Source organism: Treponema sp. Marseille-Q4130, from assembly GCF_014334325.1.
Classification (GTDB): Bacteria; Spirochaetota; Spirochaetia; order Treponematales; family Treponemataceae; genus Treponema_D.
In genome coordinates, this window is sequence record NZ_JACSET010000001.1 from 23,333 (window position 1) to 44,439 (window position 21,107).

A 21,107-nucleotide genomic window follows, 5' to 3' on the forward strand; every position below is an offset into this window, starting at 1 on the left:
ACAGATGCCCTGCATTTTGCAAATGCCGCGTACGCGCTGTGTCGCAGTCTTGAAAAATCGCTGAAGGCAAGTTTTTCGAGGTGCCCTTATGCGTTTGGGCGGCGGCGGTTTTTCTTTTTTTTCGCTTTATACATTTCGTTGTCCGCCTGCGTAAACCATTCTTCAAAATCGCGGTATTCCGTTTTATACGGCGCGGTACCGAGCGATACGCTCAGTTCCCACGGCTTTTGGTGTCCCGTGTTGAAGCGTGTAAGCGCATTTTTAAATTCGGCGCAGATATCGTTTGTATATTGTTCTCCTTTCGACAAAATAATAAATTCGTCACCGCCGAATCGCGCAATAAAAATATTGTCGTGCTTTGCGGCAATGCCGCGCAATATGTTCGCCGTATGTTTTAAAGCCGCATCGCCTTCAGCGTGGCCGTAGCGATCGTTTATCGCTTTGAATTTATTAATATCGATGACGGTAAGATAAGTGCCGATAAGCCCCCGTCATGCAAGCGTATCAAATTTTTAATAAAAGTTTTTCTGTTGTTGATACCGGTTAAATAATCGATCGATGCCTGTTCTTCGAGGATATTTAAATATAATAAAAATGCGGCGATAAAGATCGCACACGCGGCGAACGGAATGCTGCGAAACAATGTTTGAAACGTTGCCGCGACGATGCAAAAAATCGGAAAGGTGCCGTAGCGTCTTAGGTGTTCTTTTTCGAGTATGTTCTTCGATTGCCGCGCGATATGAAATGCGTAAATCGATGCGCTTGCAGGGAGAATTATAATGAAAATGAATAATAAGAAAAAATATCTGCTTTCATGATAGATCGCATTCGGCGCAATATAAAACATATTTTTGGTAAAAATATTAATTATTAAAAGCAGCGCTTGAATTGCGGGGAACAGTTTTGCAAACAGTAAAATGCGTTTTTGATTTGACCGCTTCGTTTCTTGAATGATATAAGCGAACCACGAGTAGCCCGGCGCCATTGCCGCTATGAAGAAAAAAGATTTTGCAAGATAGTTGCATGCGATAAGGGTTTTGTTCGGAGATATTGTCGGCTTGATCAACACTTCCGAAATTTCCCATGCTATATCGCCCAAGATATATAATACGGATGTTAAAATAAAACCGGAGAGCGTACTGATCAGAAAGTTCCAGCCGTTTCTGCGAGCGATATAATATGCAAAGATCACGGTACAAACGAATATGAAGATGTCTATTTTAATATAGCCCGTCGAACGATTTCCGTTGAGCAGTTCATGTACTATAGCATCCATAATCTTTTCTCCCGCTTGAAGATTGTAACACACGCGGACTTTTATGTCATTCATGTATATTCGATCTTACCACGACGATGTTCCGTTCCGCATCTTTCATAAACGGCACGCGCACTTCGAGAGCCGTATAATCGGCGATGACCGAACGTATCGCATTCATTTCTTTTTCGATATTCGCTTTTTTAGCTTTATATGCGGCAAGATACCCGCCTTTTTTTATAAGCGATAAAAGCGTTTTTGCAAAGCGAGCGTCGAGGGGTTTCAGCGCACGGAACACCGCTATGTCAAAGCTTTCATGCGGAATTTTTTCGGCTTCCGATTTTTGCACGGCAACGTTTTGCAAACCGAGCATTGCGGCGCAGTTTTCGAGAAAGGCGCATCGCCTGTCCATGCGTTCGACGAGCGTAAAGCGAAATTGCGGAAAGACGACGGCAAGCGGAATGCCCGGCAGTCCTCCTCCCGAACCGATATCGCCGATGAGGATGCCGTCTTCGTTTCCTATGTCGGTTGCAAGCGAGTTGATAATATCGTGCGCGGCGAGACTGTCGAATACGTGACGAATGGCAAGCTCTTCGAAGTCGCTCGTGTTGACGAGATTGTACGCGGAATTAAAGAGCTGCAATTCTTTTATGTACGCACCGAGCTTTTGCGCGAAAAGCGGAATCGCAAACTGTGCAAAGCCGAGCTCGGAAAGACCTTCGTTCAGTATGTCGCTCATTGCTGTTTCGCGTTTCCGATGTCGATGAGTAAATCCGCACGGCAATTCGGATCGGATGTGCGCATCGAAACGAGGTTGCCGGTTTTTGCCGCACTTAAATTACCGAGAGAGGCAAGCCGATACATGAACGAATGCACATTTGTATAATCCTGTACGACGGAGCATTCCACTTTATACTGCGCCGAAAATCCGGCTGCTCCCGCCGGTCGAAAGAGTAAGTAAAACGTTTCCATCCGCTTTTGTCCGTTTGCCATATACGTTCTGTCGCCCGTCAGCAAAAACGTGCCGTCTTTCCCGACGTCGCTGAAATATACGGCGCGGCACGAAGAGAGGACATCGTAGCCGTTTACGATAAAACGCAGTATGCCGGGACGTGCGGAAGAGGGGAGGGGCTGCTCTTCGTTCGATTTTACCGCTTCGGCATTTTGTTTTTTTACATTGTCAAGTTCCGAAAGTATTTTTTCGAGCATCGCGTTCGATGAAGACGGCAGCGCCGCACCGGAAGGTATTCCGCCTGACGATAGATTGCCCGCTGTTATGCCGCCCGGCAGGAGCGAGCCGTTTCCCGATGCACCGAGCAGCGAATAAAAATTGTTAAGGAGACCTTTGTTTGCAAGCGCCGTTAAGTCTGCAGCTGTAACGGCGGATGATTTTTTCGAGCTGTTTGCATCCGCCGGCTCGGTACTTTGCGCTTTGCCGCTCGGTATCCGTTGCATTGTTTGCGACGGCGTTTCGTTTGCGGCGGGAGCGGAGCCTGTGTTCGTTTGCTGCTGTGCGGCGGTATTTCGGCCGGGCGTATAATGAGGCGCGCTCATCGAAGGAACGCTCAGCGTCGGCATCGAAGGAGGGGTCGGCATAACAGGCGCCGTTACGGGAGCGTTCTGTTTTGCGCTTCCGGACGATGTTCCGTTTTGCGCCGAAAGCGGCATCACGGTCGATACGATTACAAAAGCGAAAGCCGCCCGCATGATCTTACATATTTTCAATTGCCGCCTCCACGAATTCAAGCCGCTTTTGCAGCTGTTCGATCGCGCGCTCGATGCGTTTTTTTTCTTTTTCGAGTTTCGTTTTTTTATCGTCGGCATCGTCCGAGCTTTTACGCCGCATAAGGGCGCGCACGCTGTCGGGGCTTCCTCCGTGCAAAAGCTGCTTTTCCGCGGCGCTTCTGTCGTCGGGATTTTTGAGCGACGCGACGAATTTCATATTGTCGTAGCCGAGGGCGGGATTGACGTTTTCCATGCCGAGCTTTCGGATATCGCGTGCGGAATTGCGCGGGAGGCAGAGCACGCGGTCGATGTAATCTTCATAGCGGATATTGGCTTTTTCACAGAGATCGTAGGCTTTTGCGAGGAGCCGTCCGAACTCCTGCATGAGCTCACCGTTTTTTTCAAGGTAATTTTTGCGGATCTCTTCGGTGAGTTTTTCGAGTTCCGGCGAACTTTTCATATCCAGCGCGTAGTAACCTTTTTTTTCGGCGATGATCAACAATTCGTTGAACTTCGCCCAAAACGCCTGCGTGTGCACCCTCGCGTTCGGGAGCGCCGTGTCGCCCATCGTCGCAAGCGCTTCTTCGGTGAGCAGGTGATGCGCATATTCGTGGACAGCGGTATAGATTATTTCGTTGTCGGTTTTAAAATTTTTATTGTGCAAAATAATTTCATGCGTATCGGGTTTATACAAACCGTTGACGCGCCGGCTCTCTTTTCCCGATTGAATGACCGTAAAGTCGAGCTTCGTATCTTGAATGTCGAGGAGGAACTCTTTGATTTTTGCGTTGTCCATAGGCCAAGTATAACGAAATCGTACGGAGTTTGCGAGCGCATATACGGCACTCGCTTATGCGCGTTTACCCGTTTTTTTCGCAAAGTACAGAGGAAGTGCGTATGCGGCGCATCCGTATTTTGTATCGCGCCACGAAAGAAAATCTTCGATGAGAGCAGCCGATTTTTTTGAAACGCTCGTGAGCCGCCGCGCTCCTGCAGCACTTTCGCCGTCGCCGATGACGAGCGGGTCTATATAACGCATCTTTACGTCGAGCGATACGCAAAAGTGATCGGACAATGCGTCATCCGTATGTTCGATGCGCGTCATCGTTCGGAACGTTCGCCAGCGTTTAACAAATTCTCTCTGCGAAGAAAAAGCGGATGAGCCTGTGCAAGCGGCGTCACGAAAATCTTCTCGTGCCGTGCCGGAAGCCGTATGTGCATTAGAGGAAGCGGAGCACACGATATCACGATTGCCGCCGGTCGCATCTCCGCCGTACAAATCCCTGTACACCTCAGCTTCGCCGTGTACAGTATCGTTCGCTGCATTTCCGCTTTGTACGCTTTCACTGAACGAGTCGAATCGGGCGACGATTTCGCGCTCGGTTTTTTCATAGCAGTCTTTTTCGGCGATCAACCCGATCGCAATCGCACGGTCGACGATATCCGAAAGCAGCTTGAGCGCAAGTTTGTTTTCGTTGAGCTGCAGAATGTGCCCCGTACGGCAAGTTTTTTCACAGTAGGTTTCCGCAATTTTTTGCGTTCGAAATCCGAGTTCGCGTTCTCCGTCTTCGTTGATACAGATATCGATGTCGCCGTACGCTTCTGCGATTTCGGAAAGCGTCCAGCTTCCTTCAAGCGCGGCTCCCGAGGGAAACATGTATTCGAGTCTGTCTGCCGAAAGACGCGGGAGCTTGTTGTCCGCAAGCGGATAGACGTGATAGTCGGCAACGGCATCGATCGAAATGCCGTCTGATTTGAGCATGGCACAAAGGGCGTCGTCGTTCCGGAGCATCGATTCGTTTTCGTTTTCCGTCGATTCCTGTGTAAGCGCGTCTCCGTTTCTGAAATCCGCAACGTGGCTGAAAACGGGCGTCGAAACGTCATGCAAAAGGCCTGCGAGCGTTTCAGCCCGGTCGTGCGTAAAGTGCCACAATATGAGCGCGACGCCGATACTGTGATCGAGCCGCGAATAAAAAAATCGATTTCGATAAAGCGGCGTCCAATCCGTACCGCACAAAAGTCCGATCCCCGAAAGTCGCTGCAAAATCGGAAGATCGATATAATTATTAATAAATTCCGGAAAATCTGCAGAGAGGATACGGTGATATGAGGCGATCGGGAGGCTTGCGCTTTTCGGAAGCGCGGACAGCATAAGGGGCCACGTCATATCGTCGAATCGATTTTTTTGCATGGCGTCATTATAGCATAATTTTGCGCTTGATTAAATCGACCGATTGAATTAGGATTTTCCCGCGGCGGTTATTTTTAAAACGCCGCTTTTTAAAATTATGAATATCTGTCTTTTTACCGCCGACGAAATCAATAATCCGCTTCCGCTTCGCGACGAGCGCGCGCGGCATATCGTAAAGATTCTTCACAAAAAAACGGGCGACACATTCAGCGCAGGCGTCATCGGAGGAATGGCGGGAAAAGCTTTGATTACGGATATAAGCTCAGGAGCGGAAGAAGGCGCCATACGGTTTTCGTTTACGCCCGAAACGGACGGAAAAGAACTTTCGCCCCTTACGCTCATCGTCGGCTTTCCGCGCCCTATCCAGCTCAAGCGTCTTTTGCGCGACGTCGCGGGTCTCGGCGCTTCGCACATTTTTTTGACGGGAACGGAGCTCGGCGAAAAATCCTATATGCAGTCGTCGCTCGTCGAGCGGGGAGCGGCGTATAAAATGCTCCTCGACGGAAGTGCGCAAGCGGGAAGCACGCACGTGCCTTGCCTCTCTCTGCACGAAACACTTGCCGAATGTATTGCCGCCGCGGATAAAGAGCGTGCGATTAAAATTGCGCTGGATAACGTAAACGCGCCTCTTTCGCTTACGGCCTTTCTTTCGAAAAAAAAGAGCGAAAAAATTTTTCCGTGCCCCGTTATCGCGGCAATCGGAAGCGAGCGGGGTTGGACGGATGCCGAGCGCGCGCGCTTCGAAAACTGCGGTTATACGCGCGCTTCGATGGGAGAGCGGATTTTACGCACGGAAACCGCAGCGACGGCCGCAGCTTCAATCATTTTAGCGGAAATGGGAATATTGGGATAAGCGGAGACGCGGCGATACGCGGCGACGGCGGTATGCAAAAAAAAACGATTGTACGCGGAGGCTTATTATCGTATGTGACTTTGCCGAAAAAACGCCGCCCTTTTCGGCAAAGATTTCAAGGAAACACTGATTAATTCGAATGCGAATTAATCAGTGTTAACATAAAAATTTCTTGTTTCGTAATAAGTCTATATATTATGAATAATTAAAGACTTATGAGAAACAAGAGGAAGTGCTGAGTAAATGCGCTCCTCGCTTTAATCAGCACTTCCTCAATACGGAATTCCGTCGGCTGCTGGTGCGGACATGTGCTTCGACGAAAAGACGAGAGCTACGAGCGTAACGATGTACGGAAACACTTTGAAGATGACCGTCGGCACGACGTTGAGCGCAGGGATCGCCTGCGACACGTTTGCAAGCGTCGTAAAAAATCCGAAAAAGAACGTCGCGCCTAAAATACCGAGCGGCTTCCACTGCCCGAAGATGAGCGCCGCGATCGACAAAAAGCCGAGACCTGCGACGCTGCCGTTGAACTCGCCGCTGTACGTGACGAGCATAACGCCGCCGCCGAGTCCCGAAAGCGCACCGCTTGCGAGCACTCCGAACCAGCGCATTCTGTGCACGTTGACGCCTGCGCTTTCTACCGCCGACGGGTGTTCGCCGCAGGCGCGTAAGCGCAACCCGAAGGACGTGCTGTATAAAAGCCAAAACGAAAAGCCCCACACCGCAAGCACGAGCCACGTCGACCAGTACGAGCGCGAAAAAAACAGCGCGCCGATTACGGGAATCCTTGAAAGAAACGGAATGTCGTCACGCACGATGCCCATGACGATAGGAATATTGCCGCTTCCGGTGACGAGGCGCGCGACGTACACGGTGAGAGCGGCCGCGAGCATATTGATCGCCGTTCCGGAAATCGTCTGATCGGCTTTCAGATTGATCGATGCGAACGCGTGAAGCGACGCGACGAGCATACCGCACAGCACTCCCGCCGCCAAGCCGAGTGCGATATACGCGGTGTGCGGCATTGCATTTTCGGTGAGTTTGATGACGAATGCGCTTCCGAAATAGCCTGAAAGCATGAGCCCTTCAAGCCCCAAGTTCGTAACGCCGGAACGTTCACTGTAGAGACCGCCCAAGCTTGTAACGAGCATGGGAATCGTATATGCGATGACGTACGGAAAAATCTGCGAAAAAAGTTCCCACATATCAGCGGCCTCCCTGCGCCGCACGCTGCGCGCTATCGGCATTGTTACTATTTGCTTTTCGCTTTCCACGCACGGCACGGAAAACACCGTTCCACAGCCGTTCGAACAAAATACTCGTCGCGGTAAAGTAAATGATGACGGAGATGATCGTGTCGGCGATTTCAGGCGGAACGGACGTCATCGCGTTCATAAATCCTTTGCCCGACTGCAGTATGCCGAAAAATATCGACGCGAGCAAAACACCGACGGGCGTCGAAGCACCGAGTAGGGCGACCGCTATGCCGTCGAAGCCTTGAGAAGGCATGACACCGATCTGCATATTGAGCGAATAGCCCGTGTAATAAGAAAGACCGGCCAGTCCTGCAAGCGCGCCTGAAATCATCATGGACAAAATGATGCTCGAATTTACGTTGATACCTGCATATTCCGCGCAGCTTTTATTTGCGCCGACGGCTTTTAAACTGAAACCGAGCGTCGTTTTACTCAAGCAAAACTGCACGGCGCCGAGGGCGACGATCGCGATAAAAACGCTTAAATTGATATACGTGGAACCCGCAAAGAGATCCGTAAGCCACGGAGTACGGAGCGATTGCGTTACAGCGATTGCGGAACTTTCCGTTTCGAGCGACGGCCCTTTGAGATACGCGGGAATATAATAATACACGCTCCAATAAGCGATCCAATTCATCATAATCGTCGATACGACTTCATGCACGTTGAATTTCGCTTTAAAAAAACCGGGGATTGCAGCCCACAGCGCTCCGCCGAGCGCTGCGCACAGGATCAATGCAATGAGATAGAGCGGACGCGGCAAAAAGAGATAATGCGCAGCTATCGTCGCGACCAGTCCTCCCGCGAGCATTTGCCCGGAACAGCCGATATTGAACAAGCCCGTTTTATACGCGAACGCAAACGCGAGTCCGGTAAAAAACAGCGTCGTCGATGTTGCGATCGTGTTTCCGATGCGCTCCGCATTCATAAGGCTGCCGCGGAACATATAGAGATAAGCTTCAAGCGGATTTTCTCCGATAACCGCCATGAGGATGCCGCCCGCGACAAGACCGAGCACGACGGCACTCAACGCAATTAAAAACGTCCCGCTTTTCCGCTCTTCGTGCTTTTTTCCCCGACGCTTTTTCGCTTCGGCGTGTTTTTCGATATGCGTTGTCCCGTGCTTCATCGCTGCGTTCCTCCGTGTTTGACGCCCGCCATCATAAGGCCGACCGCGTGTTCGTTCGTCTCTTGTGTTTTTACGATATCGATAAGTTCGCCGCCGCTTATGACGGCGATTTTATCCGACAGATTGAACACTTCGTCGAGTTCGAGCGAAACGAGCAGCACGGCGTTTCCCTTGTCGCGCTGAGCGACGATCTGTTTGTGGATGTATTCGATCGCGCCGACATCGAGTCCGCGCGTCGGCTGAACGGCGATGAGCAGTTTCGGTTTAACGGAAAGCTCTCGTCCGATGATGAGCTTTTGCTGGTTTCCGCCGGAAAGTTTTCCTGCAGGCGATTTTATCCCTTCGCCCGAGCGAACGTCGAAATTATTAACGACGTCTTCGGCGTAGGAGTTGATGCATTTATCGTCAAGGATGCCCCGCTTGCTGAACGGCCAGCGGTAAAAATCCTTTACGGCGATATTTTCCGCAATCGATTCGGTCGGGATGATGCCGCGCTTTTGCCGATCTTCCGGAATATGCGCGATGCCGCTTTCGTTCCGTTCGCGGATCGTAAAGGACGTCGCATCTTCCCCATCGATAAAAATCGAACCGTCTGCGATCGGCGTCAAACCCGTGATCGCTTCGACGAGTTCGCTCTGCCCGTTCCCATCGACGCCGGCAAGTCCGACGATTTCACCTTCATGCACCGAAAGCGAAAAGTTTTTGACGCCGGCAACGTTTTTCGCATTCATGACGGAGAGGTTTTTGATTTCGAGGATCGCACGTCCCGGACGCGACGGCGCTTTATCGACTTTAAAACTTACGGGGTGTCCGACCATCTTCGCCGCCATATCCTGCATACTCGTAGAAGCGACATCGACGACGCCGATCATTTTTCCGCGCCGGATGATCGTACAGCGGTCGGCGACCGTCTTTATTTCGTTGAGCTTATGCGTGATGAGGATAATCGATTTACCTTCTTTGACAAGATTTTTCATAATCCGCATGAGATCGTCGATCTCCTGCGGTGTGAGCACCGCCGTCGGTTCGTCGAAGATCAATATCTTCGCGTCGCGGTACAGCATTTTGAGTATTTCGACTCTTTGCTGCATACCGACGGAAATGTCTTCGATCTTCATATCGGGATCGATATTGAGTCCGTATTTTTCGCTGAGCGCTTTAATTTTTTTCGACGCTTCCCTCCGGCGCAAAACGAAAGCACCTTCGTTTCCGAGGATGATATTTTCGGTGACGGTAAAATTGCGCACGAGTTGAAAATGCTGATGCACCATGCTTATGCCGAGTTTCGTCGCATCGTTCGGATTTTTGACGGCGACTTCTTTACCGTGTACTTTTATCGTACCGCGGTCGGCATGATAGAGGCCGAACAAAATACTCATGAGCGTCGATTTGCCCGCGCCGTTTTCGCCGAGTATCGCGTGGATTTCACCGTCTTTTACCTGCAGCGTGATATCGTCGTTCGCAACGATGCCGGGAAATTCCTTTCTGATGTGAAGCATTTCGATTACGTAATTATCGCCGCCCATTCACGCCTCCGGTTATACACTTGAATCGTATAAAACAGTATAACACAGATTGTGAAATTTCGGTATAGAATTTTTTATCGTGTGCTTTACCGGCGGGTATCTGTTTTATCGGCGATATGTAGGAGATTCGGATATCCCGATCGACATCGGACAGAGTTTTTCGAAAACCGATGATAAAGTGTCAATCGGATGAAAGCGTATATTGAGCAAATTATAAATGTTGCCGCAATATGCGGCGCAAGAGTCGCCTTGGCAAATATCGTCGCACTTGATAATCAACAACTGCGACGCAGACCATCGCTCATGACATGTTTTCGTGCTTTTGCTATGATAGGCTTATGACGATTTTACAAAGCCTTTTGCTCGGCGTCCTTCAGGGCCTAACGGAATTTTTGCCCGTTTCTTCTTCCGGCCATCTCGCTGTTGCGCAGCATCTGTTTTCGCTCGGCGACGTGCCGCTTTTATTCGATGTATTTCTTCATCTAGCAACGCTCGCCGCGGTCGTACTCTATTTCAGGCACGATATTCTGAAACTCTTTTCTGCGCTCGGAAAAATGATTACGCGACGCCCCGTCGATTCCGGCGTTTCGGGCGAAAGCGGTTTGACGAAAACCGATGAAGCTTCCCGAAAAACGGTTGCCGCAGTTATCATCGCAACGCTCGTGACGGGCGTCATCGGCATCGCTGCGGAAAAAATGCTGCCCTCTCTTTCGATACGCTTTGTGTGCGCCTTCTTTATCGTTACGGCCTGCCTTTTGCTTTTTTCGCAATACATGAGCCGAAAGAGAAAAAGCGCGAACGACGGGAAGGGCATTTCACGGAAGCAGGCCCTCGCGGTCGGCATTGCGCAGGGTATCGGAACGCTGCCCGGCATTTCGAGGAGCGGTTCAACCATCGCAGGCGCTTTGCTTTCAGGCGTCGGACAGGCGGATGCGGGCGAATTTTCGTTTATCGTTTCGATTCCCGCGATACTCGGCGCTTTTATCCTTGAGCTTAAAGATTTTGATAAAATGTCGGAATCGATCGGCGCGTTGCAAATCGTTGTCGGGTGCACGGCAGCCTTCGTCGTCGGCTGGGCGTCCCTTTCGCTCCTTATGAAAATTATTAAAAAAGGAAAGCTCGGTTGGTTCGCGTGTTATCTCGTTCCGCTCGGCATAGCGGGATTGTTATTTTTTAAATAAGCGGAGTTAATTATGCATTTATCGAAAATTATTAAAATTATAGCGGCAGTGTCGCTGCTTGTTATTGTTTTGCCGGTCGCCGCCGATTCGGACAAAAATTCTTCCATAAAACAGGAATGGAAAGAGTTCGGCAAAAAGTCCGCCGACGCCTTAAAATCCTTCGGTAAAGCAATGGGCGAGACGGGTAAAAAAATCGGCGAAGACGTGCAGAACGCGCTTACGCCGAAATACTACGGAACGTGGGTATACGAAGGAAAAAGCGAAACGACGACCGTCGAAATCAAACAGGATAAAATGATGACGGTCATGCAAAAGGCGGCGCTCGATATGCGATATTGGAGCGGCACGTATTCGGCGACTCAGGCGCTCATCGTTTTTACCGTCGAAAAATCCGGAACGGATACGGGTTACTCCAGAAGCGAATCCGATGATGAAAAGACGTGGCGGATTTTATATTCGTTCGACGAAGAAAAGGGTACGCTCACGCTTCGCTGCTCGCATATTCCGACAGACAAAGACGGTCACGACTTTTCCGAGCCGACGATTTTCAAAAAACAAAAATAACTGTATAGGGCATCTCGAAAAACTCGCCTTTAGCGATTTTTCCGGACAGATTATTAATTAACAATATAGCTGTCGGAGCCGTTTTGCGGGAGTACGAATATGCAAAAGGTTTTTATCGATGTAAAGGATCTTGAAAAGCGCATGCACGAAGCCTTCGGCATCACCGAAGACGTTATGATCGAAAACGCTGCAAGCGCGCTTGAAGCCGAAGTGCGGAAAGCTTTGTACGATCGAAATATCGTGCGGACTTCCGAAAAGCGGCCGGCTCATCGTACGGAGCAGTCGAGCATATCGTGTGCGGCTCTTCACGCCGCGCGATCGAGAGCATCGCAGCCGTACCTCGTTTCAGCATCTTCGCTCGATGTGTTGATCGTGTGCGGAAGCGGCAATAACGGAGCCGACGGTTACGCGCTCGCCCGCCGGATACTAGGCGATATTCCCGCCGCCGTTTACGCCTCATTCGACGCAAAAACGGAAAACTGCAAACGGGAGCGGGATGCGGCGCTTGCGACCGGTGTAAAACTCGTGAGCCGATCGTCGTTTTTAAAACGACTTGCATCCTGTGCGCTCGTCGTCGATTGCTTATACGGCACGGGCTTTCACGGAACGCTCATGCCCGACGTTTCCGCACTCATCGATAAAATTAATAAGGCTCCGTGTTTCCGCATCGCCTGCGACATACCGAGCGGCATCGATAAGCGCGGAGCTGTTTCAACCGAATACAAACATACGGCGCTCGCGTTCAATGCCGACGTAACGGTTGCGATGGGCGCGCTCAAAGCGGCGTACTTCGGAGACGTTGCGAAAGATTTTTGCGGAATTATTAAAAAATACGGTATCGGCGTAAGCGGCTGCGTATTTGAAGCGGGCAGGGCAGCCGACCTGTACCTCCTCGAAGCGGGCGATATGAGCCTTCCCGTGCGGACAAAAAAATCGGTACACAAAGGACACTTCGGACACGCTGTGATCGCCGCGGGAGAAAAAGCCGGAGCTGCGATCATTGCGGGGGAAGCGGCGCTCGGCTTCGGCGCGGGTCTTGCGACGCTTGTCGAAACGGAAAAAGGAGCTGCGTCGCGATTTAAACTCCCGTCCGATTTGATGATTGCAAAATCCTTTCCTCAAAACACGACGGCGATTTTACTCGGAAGCGGATTCGGACGCGATCGGACGGACGCGTTTCAAAGCGTATGCGCACACATCGAAGAGCACAAAGGTGCAGGAATCGTGCTCGACGCCGACTCTTTTTATTACGGCGATATCGTAAACCTGCTCGACGCGCTCGCAAAGCGTCGGACGCGGGTTGTCCTCACACCTCATCCGAAAGAATTTCAATCCCTTTTAAAATTGTGTTCGCTCGGCGACTATACGATCGCGGAGATTGCAGACGACAGGATCGAAATCGTTAAAAAATTTTCCGCGCGCTTTCCGCATACCGTGCTCGTGCTCAAAGGGGCGAATACGGTGATCGCGTCGGAGCGCGGCGTATTCGTAAGCGTCGAAGGAAATCAAAGCCTTGCAAAAGCCGGAAGCGGCGACGTGCTCGCAGGTCTCGTCTGCGCGCTGCTCGCCGAGCGATACGGCGCCGAAGATGCGGCTGTTACGGCAGTCCTTGCACACGGCATTGCATCTCAGCGCTTTGCGCGCTCGTACAATTTGACACCGCCGAAATTGATCGATGCCGTCGGAGGTTTGATGTCCGGATTACAATCGATGTAAATACCGTGTATCATATACGGGGAGTGCAATTCCGAACGGAATTCCCCGCTAGTTGTTCAGCGACTGCATAAGTTCGAAAAAATATTTAGACTCTTTTGTTGTGTAGAGTTTATACCAATTCATCAAAGTATCTTCACCGAACACATTCAACAACTTTAAAACTTCAAATGTAAATTCAAGCGGCGCAATACCTGTTGCCGTAATTAAATTACCGTCCCTTACGACGGGCGTATCTTCATATAGATGTTCGCCTTTATAATTTTTGCACACTTGTTTTAAGAATGCCTTATCGTTGCTCGTGTGCTTTTTATTATCAAGAGCGCCGACATTCGCCAAACCGAGTGTTGCGCCGCATATTGCGGCAACCTTTATATCTTGCTCAATATATGCTTTCGCTTTTAAGAGGATCGGTTCATGTTCTTTTTCAAACCAATGATCGGAACCCGGCAAAATGAGGATATCGCTGTCGGAAATATTCATATCGCCGATACGTCGATCGGGCGTAATCAGGAGTCCGCCCATAGTTTGTCGGTGTCAACAAAACCGACCATTGTCCTGCTTGTGCCTTCAGGTATGTTTCGCGGTCAATCGGCTTTCCCCATTCCCGGCCTTCGGCTATCCATCGGTCGATTATCGCGGCATTTGCGTCTTGATATGCGTTCATAGTTCCTCTCATATTAATTATTAATTCGACAGCTCGGGAAAAAACGTTCACCGCCACAGCGAGGTCGTTTTCGGCGCAAACGGAGTAAAGTGCACGCCGTCGAGTTTTGCATCGATGCGGTAAAATACGGCGTTGCTGTTTTTTCCGTCGAGTTCGAGAATTGCAAACGACGGCGGCGTAAGCGCGCGAGGATAGGAAATGCTTCCGGGGTTTACGATGTAGACGCTCCGGCGGATTTCAGCCGCGATATGCGTGTGTCCGTAGACTGCGATGTCGGCGCCGGCCGCTTTGCATTCGCGTTCGATCGCATCCGTTCCGTAATACGCGCCCTGTTCGTGACCGTGTACGGCATAGATCACGTGACCGGCCGCTTTCAAAATCTGCCGCTTCGGAATAATCAGTTCATATAAACCGCCGGACGATTTTTTGCCGCATGGATCAAAACGGGAAGGGAAGCGGTCGGCGTCTCCGTTCCCTTCGACAAAGGCTGCCACCGGCGGTACGAGATGCGCGAAAGCCGCATCGCTCGCCGCATCGTCCATGCACGAAACGAAATCGCCCGCGCCGTCGCCGCAAAACACGAGCGCGTCGCACGAAGGGCCGGTTTTCTCCACGATGAGACGGAAGAGTTCCCGCTGTCCGTGAGAATCGGAAAGCACGAGAATGCGCGCGCTTTCTTTTTTTGCGAGAAAAGCGATATCGCGCTTTGCACCGAGCAGATGATGCTCCGTTTGTTCCAGCGTAATCATAAAAATCAATCGGCGAGGATAAAGTGATTGACGGACTGCAAGCCCGACTCGGGATCGACGTAGCGGCGCAGCTTTGCGTTTCCGACGATTTTTTTCAGATACGTGAGCAGATCGTTGTTTTTCGCAAGCTGACCGTCGACGGCAAGCATAAAATCGACGGAGCGGCGGACAAAATCCGGTACTTCTTTTACGAAAGTCTGTTCCGATTCGTTTTTAATAATGCCGTCGATGCCGGCTTCCTGCGCTTTATCGAGCACGATGTCCGCAGTGCCTTCCGTACCCGATACGTCGTCCTGTGAAAAAAACGAAAACACGGGAAACGGAAAGACGCCGTCGTGTCTGTCCTGCAGGTGAGCGACGCCGAAATGCGTATTTTCCGGTGCGCCGAGCAGGATGAGACCGCGCAATTTTTTTCCCCCGACAAAGAGCGGCAGCTCCGCCGCAACCGAACGGGAACCGCGTCTGAAATCGTCGGGAAAAACGATCGGTAAAATAAGACCGCCGTCCGAAGCGAATCCGTATTTTGCCGACAAGGTTTCCGTCATCGAAGCGACAAAAGCCGCCTCGTTATAGCCGTAGCCGAAGAATATGCAGACGACTTCATCGGAACAGTGCCACCGCTGTGTCGGCAGCTTGAGGTTCGCCGCGTCTTTTCCTGCAGCGGAAACGGGAATCGCCCTTTCTTCAGTTATCACTGAGGCCGACTTCGTTTGTCCGCCGCACGAAAGCAGGAGGCAACACAGTGCGATTGCAGTAAGCGATATACGGACTTTCATGTTTTTCTGCCAAGCCATTGTCCGAAGTATAACGGATTTATCCGGCCATGAAAATACGCTCTGCCGTTCGCCGCAGTTTTCGATTCCTTAAAAGCGACGCGCTATTTGAGCGGAGCTTTTAAAAGCCTACGCCCGCGTGGAGCGCCGCGAAGCGTTCTCGCCGCAAGCGGAAGCGGCGGCGGGAATGAGGGTTACCGAAGCGCGGAAGGCGGGATGGCAAAACGGTGTCGTCCGAACCGACTTTAATTGTGACAAACGGAACTTGTTGATTTGCTCATAATCGAGTATATTTACGGTATGAGAAAAACAGATTTTATGCTCGGCGCGCTGCTTGCACTCGTTGCACTCATGATGATCATAGCGCCGGAGCAATGTATAAAAGTCGCCGTCATCGCACTCGGTATCGAAGCCGTCATAAACGGTCTATTCAATTTAATTAAAATCCGGCAGCTCGTCGATGATAAATCCTTTCAACTCACCGTCATCGTTCGAAGTCTTATCAGCATCTTCATCGGCATCCTCGCGATCGTTTTGCCGCTGCGTTTTGCCGAAGCGATGTGGACGGTTATGCTCTACGTGCTTGCGGCCTACCTTCTTGCGTCGGCCTTCCTCGAACTGTACATGCTTGCAAAACTCCGCGATACGAATATAGAGCGCCGCCGTTATATGCTCGAAGTGATCATATCGTTCGTCGGCGCTATCGTGCTGTTTATCGTTCCGCAGCAGATAGGTCTTGTGCTCGTGCGCATCCTCGGTCTTTTGCTGCTTGCGGTCAGCGCGGGATATATACTGTTCGAATGGCATGACCGTCCGATCGTCGTCGATGAAGTCGAAGTCGTCGACGATGTTCAGCCGCCCGTTTCGGATACGCTGCCGAACAACGATGCAAAAAACCGCCGCACGGAAAAATGACGGCAGGGCATTTCTGCCGCTCTTGATCGGCTTTATAAATTATTAAATTCGATGTCCGAACGGTGATTCGGAAAAACGTAATGCAGCGGAGTAATCGTCGAATGAGCGTCGATTGATTTTTTATTAATTATTAGATTAGGAGTATATATGGCTCACTGTGTTGTTCCCGAAGCGGAAGCGATTCTCGATAAAGAATATCCCGTGCTCGACAAGGGTTTTGTCCGCCTTGTCGATTATTTCGGCGGAGACGCGCGGATCGTCCAAGCGGCGCGCGTTTCGTACGGAGAAGGAACGAAGACGGTTTCGCAGGACGGCGCGCTCATCGATTATCTTTTGCGCCACGAACACACTTCTCCCTTCGAACAGGTGGTGATGACCTTTCACCTTAAAATGCCGATATTCGTCGCGCGTCAATGGGTACGCCACCGCACGGGCAGGATGAACGAAGTGTCCGGCCGCTATTCGATCATGAAAGACGAATTCTACGTTCCCTCCGATGAAAACATCGCGCCGCAGAGTAAGGACAACAAGCAGGGGCGGGCGGCCGAACCCTTTTCAAAAGACGAAGCCGAAAAAATTCGATCGGCGCTCGAAGAAGGACAAAAGGCTGCCTACGAAACGTATACGAAACTCATCGATGCGTCTCTTGCGCGGGAAATCGCGCGCATCGATTTGCCGCTTGCGCTCTACACCGAATTTTATTGGCAAATGGATCTGCACAATCTCTTTCGCTTTTTGAAACTGCGGCTCGACGAACACGCGCAGTATGAAATCCGCGAATACGCAAAAGTTATCCTTGCGCTGTGCCGCACGGTCGCCCCTCTTGCGACGGGATCTTTTATCAATCACATAAACGAAGGCGTGCGCTTTTCGGCCGAAGAGATGGAAGCGCTGCGCAAAATACTTTCGGGCGAGCAAAATCCGCTCGAAGGAAAAAAGCGCGAACGTTTCGAAGAAAAACTGCGGACGGGAGTGCAGATGTAGTGCAACAGCGGAAAAGCGTTTTGCGTTTGCATAATGAATCAAAAACGCTCTTCAAACGCTGCAGCTTTTAGAGGCAACTTTGCCCATTTATTTGTTTTTAATAATTATTTTATCGACGATCGTTTTCGCCGTCGTCAGGTGTGAAACGTCTGTGTAAATCTTTCCGTCGCTGCCGTCTTCGGAGCCCGTTCCCGAAAGTGTAAGCTCGATTTCGCCGCTCGCGTCCGCAGGTATCTTCGCTTCGTATACGACGGAAGGCTGACCGTTGACGCCGGAATTTTTCTTCGTGTAAAAATCGTTGTAGTCGAAGCTCGTGTTGAACTCCGCTTTAATAACGTATGCTCCGTCTCCGATTTCGGCCGTGAATACGACTCCTCCTTTCGGCGTTGCGGCCGTTACGGCGTCCACGTCGGCGTTGCCCGGAGCGCCTTTCGTGCTTTCGTAGTTTGCTGCATGATACCATACCGGAAGCGATTCCGGTCGCCCGGTTTTCGGTCCGACGATCCAATTACGCTTGCTTGCGCGCTGCGTGACGTAGAGCGTGCGCACGTAGTTTCCATTCGTATCTTCAAGCCAAACGGCGCATTGCGACGCCATTTTTTCTTTCCAATTTTTTCCGGCTCCGATGCTGACGGTTACTTCTCTTGCAAAAAGTCCCGCGCTCAAAAGCAGGATTCCCATAACTGCAAATGCTTTTTTCATTGTATACCTCCGAAGATTGCATTCATCCATATTGCGATAAAGCGATTCGTATATCGCTTTCCGTCGTTCCAATATTTTTTATCGCACTTTTTTAAAATGACCGATTCGATGCAGCCCCACAGTCCCGAAACGAGTATGCCCACGTCGAGCTCGGGATTTGCAGAACGCGCGATGCCGCTTTGGACACATTCTTTGAGCAGCGCGGCTCCTGTTCTGTTGCACACATAATACTGTTCGATGATTTTATCATCCGCATCCGATGCCGATTTGATGCCCTGCATGACAAGCAGCGCTCTTCGCGGATTTTCAAAGCACCATGTGCGGAACGCATCGATCGCGCTGTACAGCCGTTTTTTACCGGGCCGCGAGCCTTTCGCTCCGTCAACGATTCGGGCGTTAAGTTCGTTTAAACAGTCGAGGCTGATCGCTTGAAAGAGTTCGTCTTTGTTCTTGTAGTAATGATAGATGTTTGCTGCCGTAATCCCGCAATTCGCCGCGATATCGCGCATGACGATCGCGTCGGGATTTTTGTGCATGAGCAGATCGAGCGTTTTCGCCTTTATCGCCGCGACGAGTTCCGGATTCGCGTTCCGCATAGCGCCTCCCGTAAAGTTTTAGTAAACGATGATAATTTAACACTGTTTAATTATCGTGTCAAGCGATGCCTATAAAACAGAGGGCAATGCAAAAATATATATAAGGACAGGGTTTAATGTATGGTATAAGCGCCGGAGAGCAAATTATTTACAGGATTCGCAAGTTTGCCGGACATCTGCAAGTGTTCTAGAAAATGTCGTTTTGTATGTACTCTTTGATTGCGTTTTGAAAGCTGTTTTTAGTATAATTGATATTCGTCACGCTGACACCGACTTCGAGACTCGGCTTTTCAGGTATTGTCATAGAGGAAATTGTTTTTTGCGTTTTTGTCTTCATCGAAGAGATCAACGAAGACGGAATCTTTATTCCGACGATTGTGTTTTGCCATAAAATCTCCGTAAAACCTCTACTATAACATATCGCGGAAATGTTGCGATTTCGGAGTTTTGCGAAAAAAATTATCGAAAAGACGTTGAGGATATAAAAGAGGGCATGAGGAATGAGAGCGGTAAAATCGATTTACAATGAGCCGATTACTTATACACTATACATCACCGATTAATAATTTACAGCTTTTCGACTTCTTCTTCGGTGAGGCCGGTCGCTTTTGCAATGTTTTCGATCGATAATTTGAGGGCGAGCAAGTTCTTTGCCGTTTCAAGCGCTTTTTGATGCGAACCGGCGGAAAATCCTTGCGCTTCGCCGCGTGAAAAGCCTTGTCGAACACCTTCCAGCATACCGACCCGTCTCGCATCCGCTTCAAATGCAGTCATTATCATATATTCGCGCCTCCTTTCGTCGTTTTCTTTTACTTCCCGAATCTTGCTTTCGAGTTCCCCGATAAATCCGCTTTCGCCCTTTATGCCGTTCATATATTCCAACAGTGCTTTCAATTCAGGATTCGTCTCTTTTGCGGCCGCCGCACTATTTAAAATAACCTTTGTCACGCCGTCGGGTAACAACAGATCGGGATCTTCTTCACAGAAATTCTTAAACGTATACACGGGATGTCCCCGATTCCTGCAGCAACTTCTGCAGTATCGGCTCGGCGTGCAGTGCATCGGTGAGCGCTTTTGCTTCTCCGCTTGCACGGGCTTCCGCTTGAGCGGCGGCAGCATTCGCTTTTTCGCTTGCTCTTTTTGCCGGCGCACTTCCTTTTGTACCGCCGCCCGCTTCCCGTTTGACGGCGCGGATCAAAATATTTTTCGGCGTGTGTTCGAGCGCGATGAATTCGAGGAGCTTGACGTCGTACCCCGCTTTTTCGAGGTATTCGGCACGGAGCGCATCGGTTGCAAGGGCGGCAAAGCGCTCTTTGATGATGCCGTATTTTAAAAGCGGAGCGAACGCGGCGTCCGCGGTATTTTTATCGAGAGCGGCGTTCAGTTCGTGCTGACAGCAGGGTACGCTTAAAATCGCTTTGCAACCGCAGTTTACGGCATAGGCGAGTGCGTAATCGGTCGCCGTATCGCATGCGTGCAGCGTGATGATGATGTCGGCTTTATCTCCGTCCGCATAAGAGGCGATGTCGCCTGCGGCAAAGTCGAGCCCTTCCGCTCCGAGCGCCGCCGCCGTTTTATTGCAATAAGCGACGACATCTTTTTTCAAATCGAGTCCCGTAATGAGAGCGTCGATTTTTTTTATCTCTTTGAGATAATAGTGAAGCGCAAAGGTGAGGTACGATTTTCCCGAGCCGAAGTCGATGATGCGCAGCGGACGCGAACTGCCTGCCGCGCGCATGACAGCAGGAATGATATCGTCGATGAATTCGAGAAAGCGGTTTATTTGCCGGAACTTATCGTACTTCGACGCGACGACTTTTCCTTCGGCCGTCATCACTCCGAGAAGCACGAAAAACGGCGCGGGCTTTCCTTCGGGGATGAGGTAATTTTTTGTACGGTTGTGTCCTCTCGCACTCGATTGACCGGCGCAGGAATTTTCGCGTTCTGCATCGCCGCATTCCGTATCACCGCAGTTCGAGCCGAATTGCCGGCGAGGTACGTTTTCGATCGACTTTCGGAGCGTCGTCGTTTTTCCGTTTTTATTTCCGAGTATCGTGATGATTTCGATTTCCGTACGCTCGACGCAGTTTTTAAACGTCGTACCCGCGTGCGCTTTCAAAAAATCGCCGAATTCTTCTTCCGTGTAATACTCCTGAAAGACCTGCGTCGCAGTAAATTTTTCCGCAAAATACGCTTTGCCCGAAGAAGCTGCGTGCCGCTTTATTTTTATGCGGGTATACGGTTTGCCCAAAATCGCTTCGACGTTTTTTACCGGTTTTGAAAACGTTGCCGAAAGTATCATACTATCGAGTATACTATTTTCCG

Annotated in this window: 22 protein-coding genes; 6 read left to right on the forward strand and 16 right to left on the reverse strand. The window is 50.5% G+C overall.

From position 1 onward, the window contains the following. Positions 1-86: 86 nt before the first annotated feature. From H9I36_RS00120 to H9I36_RS00145, 6 genes are read right to left on the reverse strand one after another with little or no spacing between them, the layout of a single operon-like run. The gene (locus tag H9I36_RS00120) at positions 87-482 is read right to left on the reverse strand and encodes a GGDEF domain-containing protein (protein WP_187383677.1); all 396 of its coding nucleotides are present in this window, start codon (positions 480-482) and stop codon (positions 87-89) included. Beyond that, positions 434-1,330, reverse strand: a complete 897-nt coding sequence (locus tag H9I36_RS00125; RefSeq protein ID WP_187383368.1) for a hypothetical protein — start codon at positions 1,328-1,330, stop codon at positions 434-436. The genes H9I36_RS00120 and H9I36_RS00125 overlap by 49 nt, the downstream gene beginning before the upstream one ends. Next, positions 1,323-1,994 carry a 16S rRNA (guanine(527)-N(7))-methyltransferase RsmG gene (gene rsmG, locus H9I36_RS00130; RefSeq protein ID WP_187383369.1) on the reverse strand — a complete coding sequence of 224 codons (672 nt, stop codon included), beginning with the start codon at positions 1,992-1,994 and terminating at the stop codon, positions 1,323-1,325. The genes H9I36_RS00125 and rsmG overlap by 8 nt, the downstream gene beginning before the upstream one ends. Further along, on the reverse strand, positions 1,991-2,980 hold the full coding sequence (locus H9I36_RS00135) for a superantigen-like protein SSL4 (RefSeq protein ID WP_187383370.1): 990 nt from the start codon (positions 2,978-2,980) through the stop codon (positions 1,991-1,993). The genes rsmG and H9I36_RS00135 overlap by 4 nt, the downstream gene beginning before the upstream one ends. Next, a complete protein-coding gene (locus tag H9I36_RS00140) occupies positions 2,967-3,776 on the reverse strand; it encodes a hypothetical protein (protein ID WP_187383371.1) in 810 nt (269 codons plus the stop codon). Before H9I36_RS00140 ends, H9I36_RS00135 begins: the two co-directional genes overlap by 14 nt. A 54-nt stretch (positions 3,777-3,830) precedes the next feature. Next, positions 3,831-5,171 carry a hypothetical protein gene (locus tag H9I36_RS00145; RefSeq protein WP_255422607.1) on the reverse strand — a complete coding sequence of 447 codons (1,341 nt, stop codon included), beginning with the start codon at positions 5,169-5,171 and terminating at the stop codon, positions 3,831-3,833. A 97-nt stretch (positions 5,172-5,268) separates the two neighbouring features. On the opposite strand from H9I36_RS00145, the gene H9I36_RS00150 reads away from it, so the two are divergent. Continuing rightward, a complete protein-coding gene (locus H9I36_RS00150) occupies positions 5,269-6,024 on the forward strand; it encodes an RsmE family RNA methyltransferase (protein ID WP_187383372.1) in 756 nt (251 codons plus the stop codon). 272 nt (positions 6,025-6,296) lie between these two features. On the opposite strand, the gene H9I36_RS00155 is transcribed toward H9I36_RS00150, so the two are convergent. The 3 genes from H9I36_RS00155 to H9I36_RS00165 are packed head-to-tail and all read right to left on the reverse strand — an operon-like array spanning position 6,297 to position 9,938. Continuing rightward, a complete protein-coding gene (locus tag H9I36_RS00155; protein WP_187383373.1) occupies positions 6,297-7,232 on the reverse strand; it encodes an ABC transporter permease in 936 nt (311 codons plus the stop codon). A 1-nt stretch (position 7,233) separates the two neighbouring features. Next, complete coding sequence (locus H9I36_RS00160; RefSeq protein WP_222864606.1) at positions 7,234-8,412, reverse strand: ABC transporter permease; 1,179 nt, start codon at positions 8,410-8,412, stop codon at positions 7,234-7,236. Beyond that, positions 8,409-9,938 (reverse strand): ABC transporter ATP-binding protein, encoded by a 1,530-nt coding sequence (locus H9I36_RS00165; protein WP_187383374.1) that lies wholly within the window; start codon positions 9,936-9,938, stop codon positions 8,409-8,411. Before H9I36_RS00165 ends, H9I36_RS00160 begins: the two co-directional genes overlap by 4 nt. A 338-nt stretch (positions 9,939-10,276) precedes the next feature. Between H9I36_RS00165 and H9I36_RS00170 the strand changes: the two genes are divergently transcribed. From H9I36_RS00170 to H9I36_RS00180, 3 genes are all read left to right on the forward strand, one after another. Continuing rightward, a complete protein-coding gene (locus H9I36_RS00170; protein WP_187383375.1) occupies positions 10,277-11,119 on the forward strand; it encodes an undecaprenyl-diphosphate phosphatase in 843 nt (280 codons plus the stop codon). Positions 11,120-11,131: 12 nt separating this feature from the next. After that, positions 11,132-11,683: a hypothetical protein gene (locus H9I36_RS00175; protein WP_187383376.1), complete on the forward strand. Its 552-nt coding sequence runs from the start codon at positions 11,132-11,134 to the stop codon at positions 11,681-11,683. 99 nt (positions 11,684-11,782) lie between these two features. After that, a complete protein-coding gene (locus H9I36_RS00180; RefSeq protein WP_187383377.1) occupies positions 11,783-13,399 on the forward strand; it encodes an NAD(P)H-hydrate dehydratase in 1,617 nt (538 codons plus the stop codon). Positions 13,400-13,447: 48 nt separating this feature from the next. Here H9I36_RS00180 and H9I36_RS00185 read toward each other — a convergent pair whose 3' ends face one another. The 3 genes from H9I36_RS00185 to H9I36_RS00195 all read right to left on the reverse strand — a co-directional run bounded on the left by H9I36_RS00185 (position 13,448) and on the right by H9I36_RS00195 (position 15,606). Next, the gene (locus H9I36_RS00185) at positions 13,448-13,921 is read right to left on the reverse strand and encodes a DJ-1/PfpI family protein (protein ID WP_187383378.1); all 474 of its coding nucleotides are present in this window, start codon (positions 13,919-13,921) and stop codon (positions 13,448-13,450) included. 189 nt (positions 13,922-14,110) lie between these two features. Continuing rightward, a complete protein-coding gene (locus tag H9I36_RS00190) occupies positions 14,111-14,812 on the reverse strand; it encodes a YfcE family phosphodiesterase (protein ID WP_187383379.1) in 702 nt (233 codons plus the stop codon). 5 nt (positions 14,813-14,817) lie between these two features. After that, on the reverse strand, positions 14,818-15,606 hold the full coding sequence (locus H9I36_RS00195) for a hypothetical protein (RefSeq protein WP_187383380.1): 789 nt from the start codon (positions 15,604-15,606) through the stop codon (positions 14,818-14,820). Positions 15,607-15,885: 279 nt separating this feature from the next. Between H9I36_RS00195 and H9I36_RS00200 the strand changes: the two genes are divergently transcribed. Beyond that, positions 15,886-16,500, forward strand: coding sequence for a DUF308 domain-containing protein (locus H9I36_RS00200; protein ID WP_187383381.1), 615 nt, complete (start codon positions 15,886-15,888; stop codon positions 16,498-16,500). A 147-nt stretch (positions 16,501-16,647) separates the two neighbouring features. Then, positions 16,648-17,484 (forward strand): FAD-dependent thymidylate synthase, encoded by an 837-nt coding sequence (gene thyX / locus H9I36_RS00205; protein WP_187383382.1) that lies wholly within the window; start codon positions 16,648-16,650, stop codon positions 17,482-17,484. Positions 17,485-17,571: 87 nt separating this feature from the next. Here the strand turns inward: thyX and H9I36_RS00210 are convergent, their stop codons facing one another. From H9I36_RS00210 to H9I36_RS00225, 4 genes are all read right to left on the reverse strand, one after another. Further along, complete coding sequence (locus tag H9I36_RS00210) at positions 17,572-18,186, reverse strand: DUF2271 domain-containing protein (RefSeq protein WP_187383383.1); 615 nt, start codon at positions 18,184-18,186, stop codon at positions 17,572-17,574. Beyond that, entirely contained in the window at positions 18,183-18,782 is a 600-nt protein-coding gene (locus H9I36_RS00215; protein ID WP_187383384.1) for a TetR/AcrR family transcriptional regulator, read from the reverse strand. Before H9I36_RS00215 ends, H9I36_RS00210 begins: the two co-directional genes overlap by 4 nt. A 567-nt stretch (positions 18,783-19,349) precedes the next feature. Continuing rightward, complete coding sequence (locus H9I36_RS00220) at positions 19,350-19,787, reverse strand: Rpn family recombination-promoting nuclease/putative transposase (RefSeq protein WP_370586930.1); 438 nt, start codon at positions 19,785-19,787, stop codon at positions 19,350-19,352. Continuing rightward, a complete protein-coding gene (locus H9I36_RS00225; protein ID WP_187383386.1) occupies positions 19,774-21,084 on the reverse strand; it encodes a class I SAM-dependent methyltransferase in 1,311 nt (436 codons plus the stop codon). The genes H9I36_RS00220 and H9I36_RS00225 overlap by 14 nt, the downstream gene beginning before the upstream one ends. Positions 21,085-21,107 lie beyond the last annotated feature (23 nt).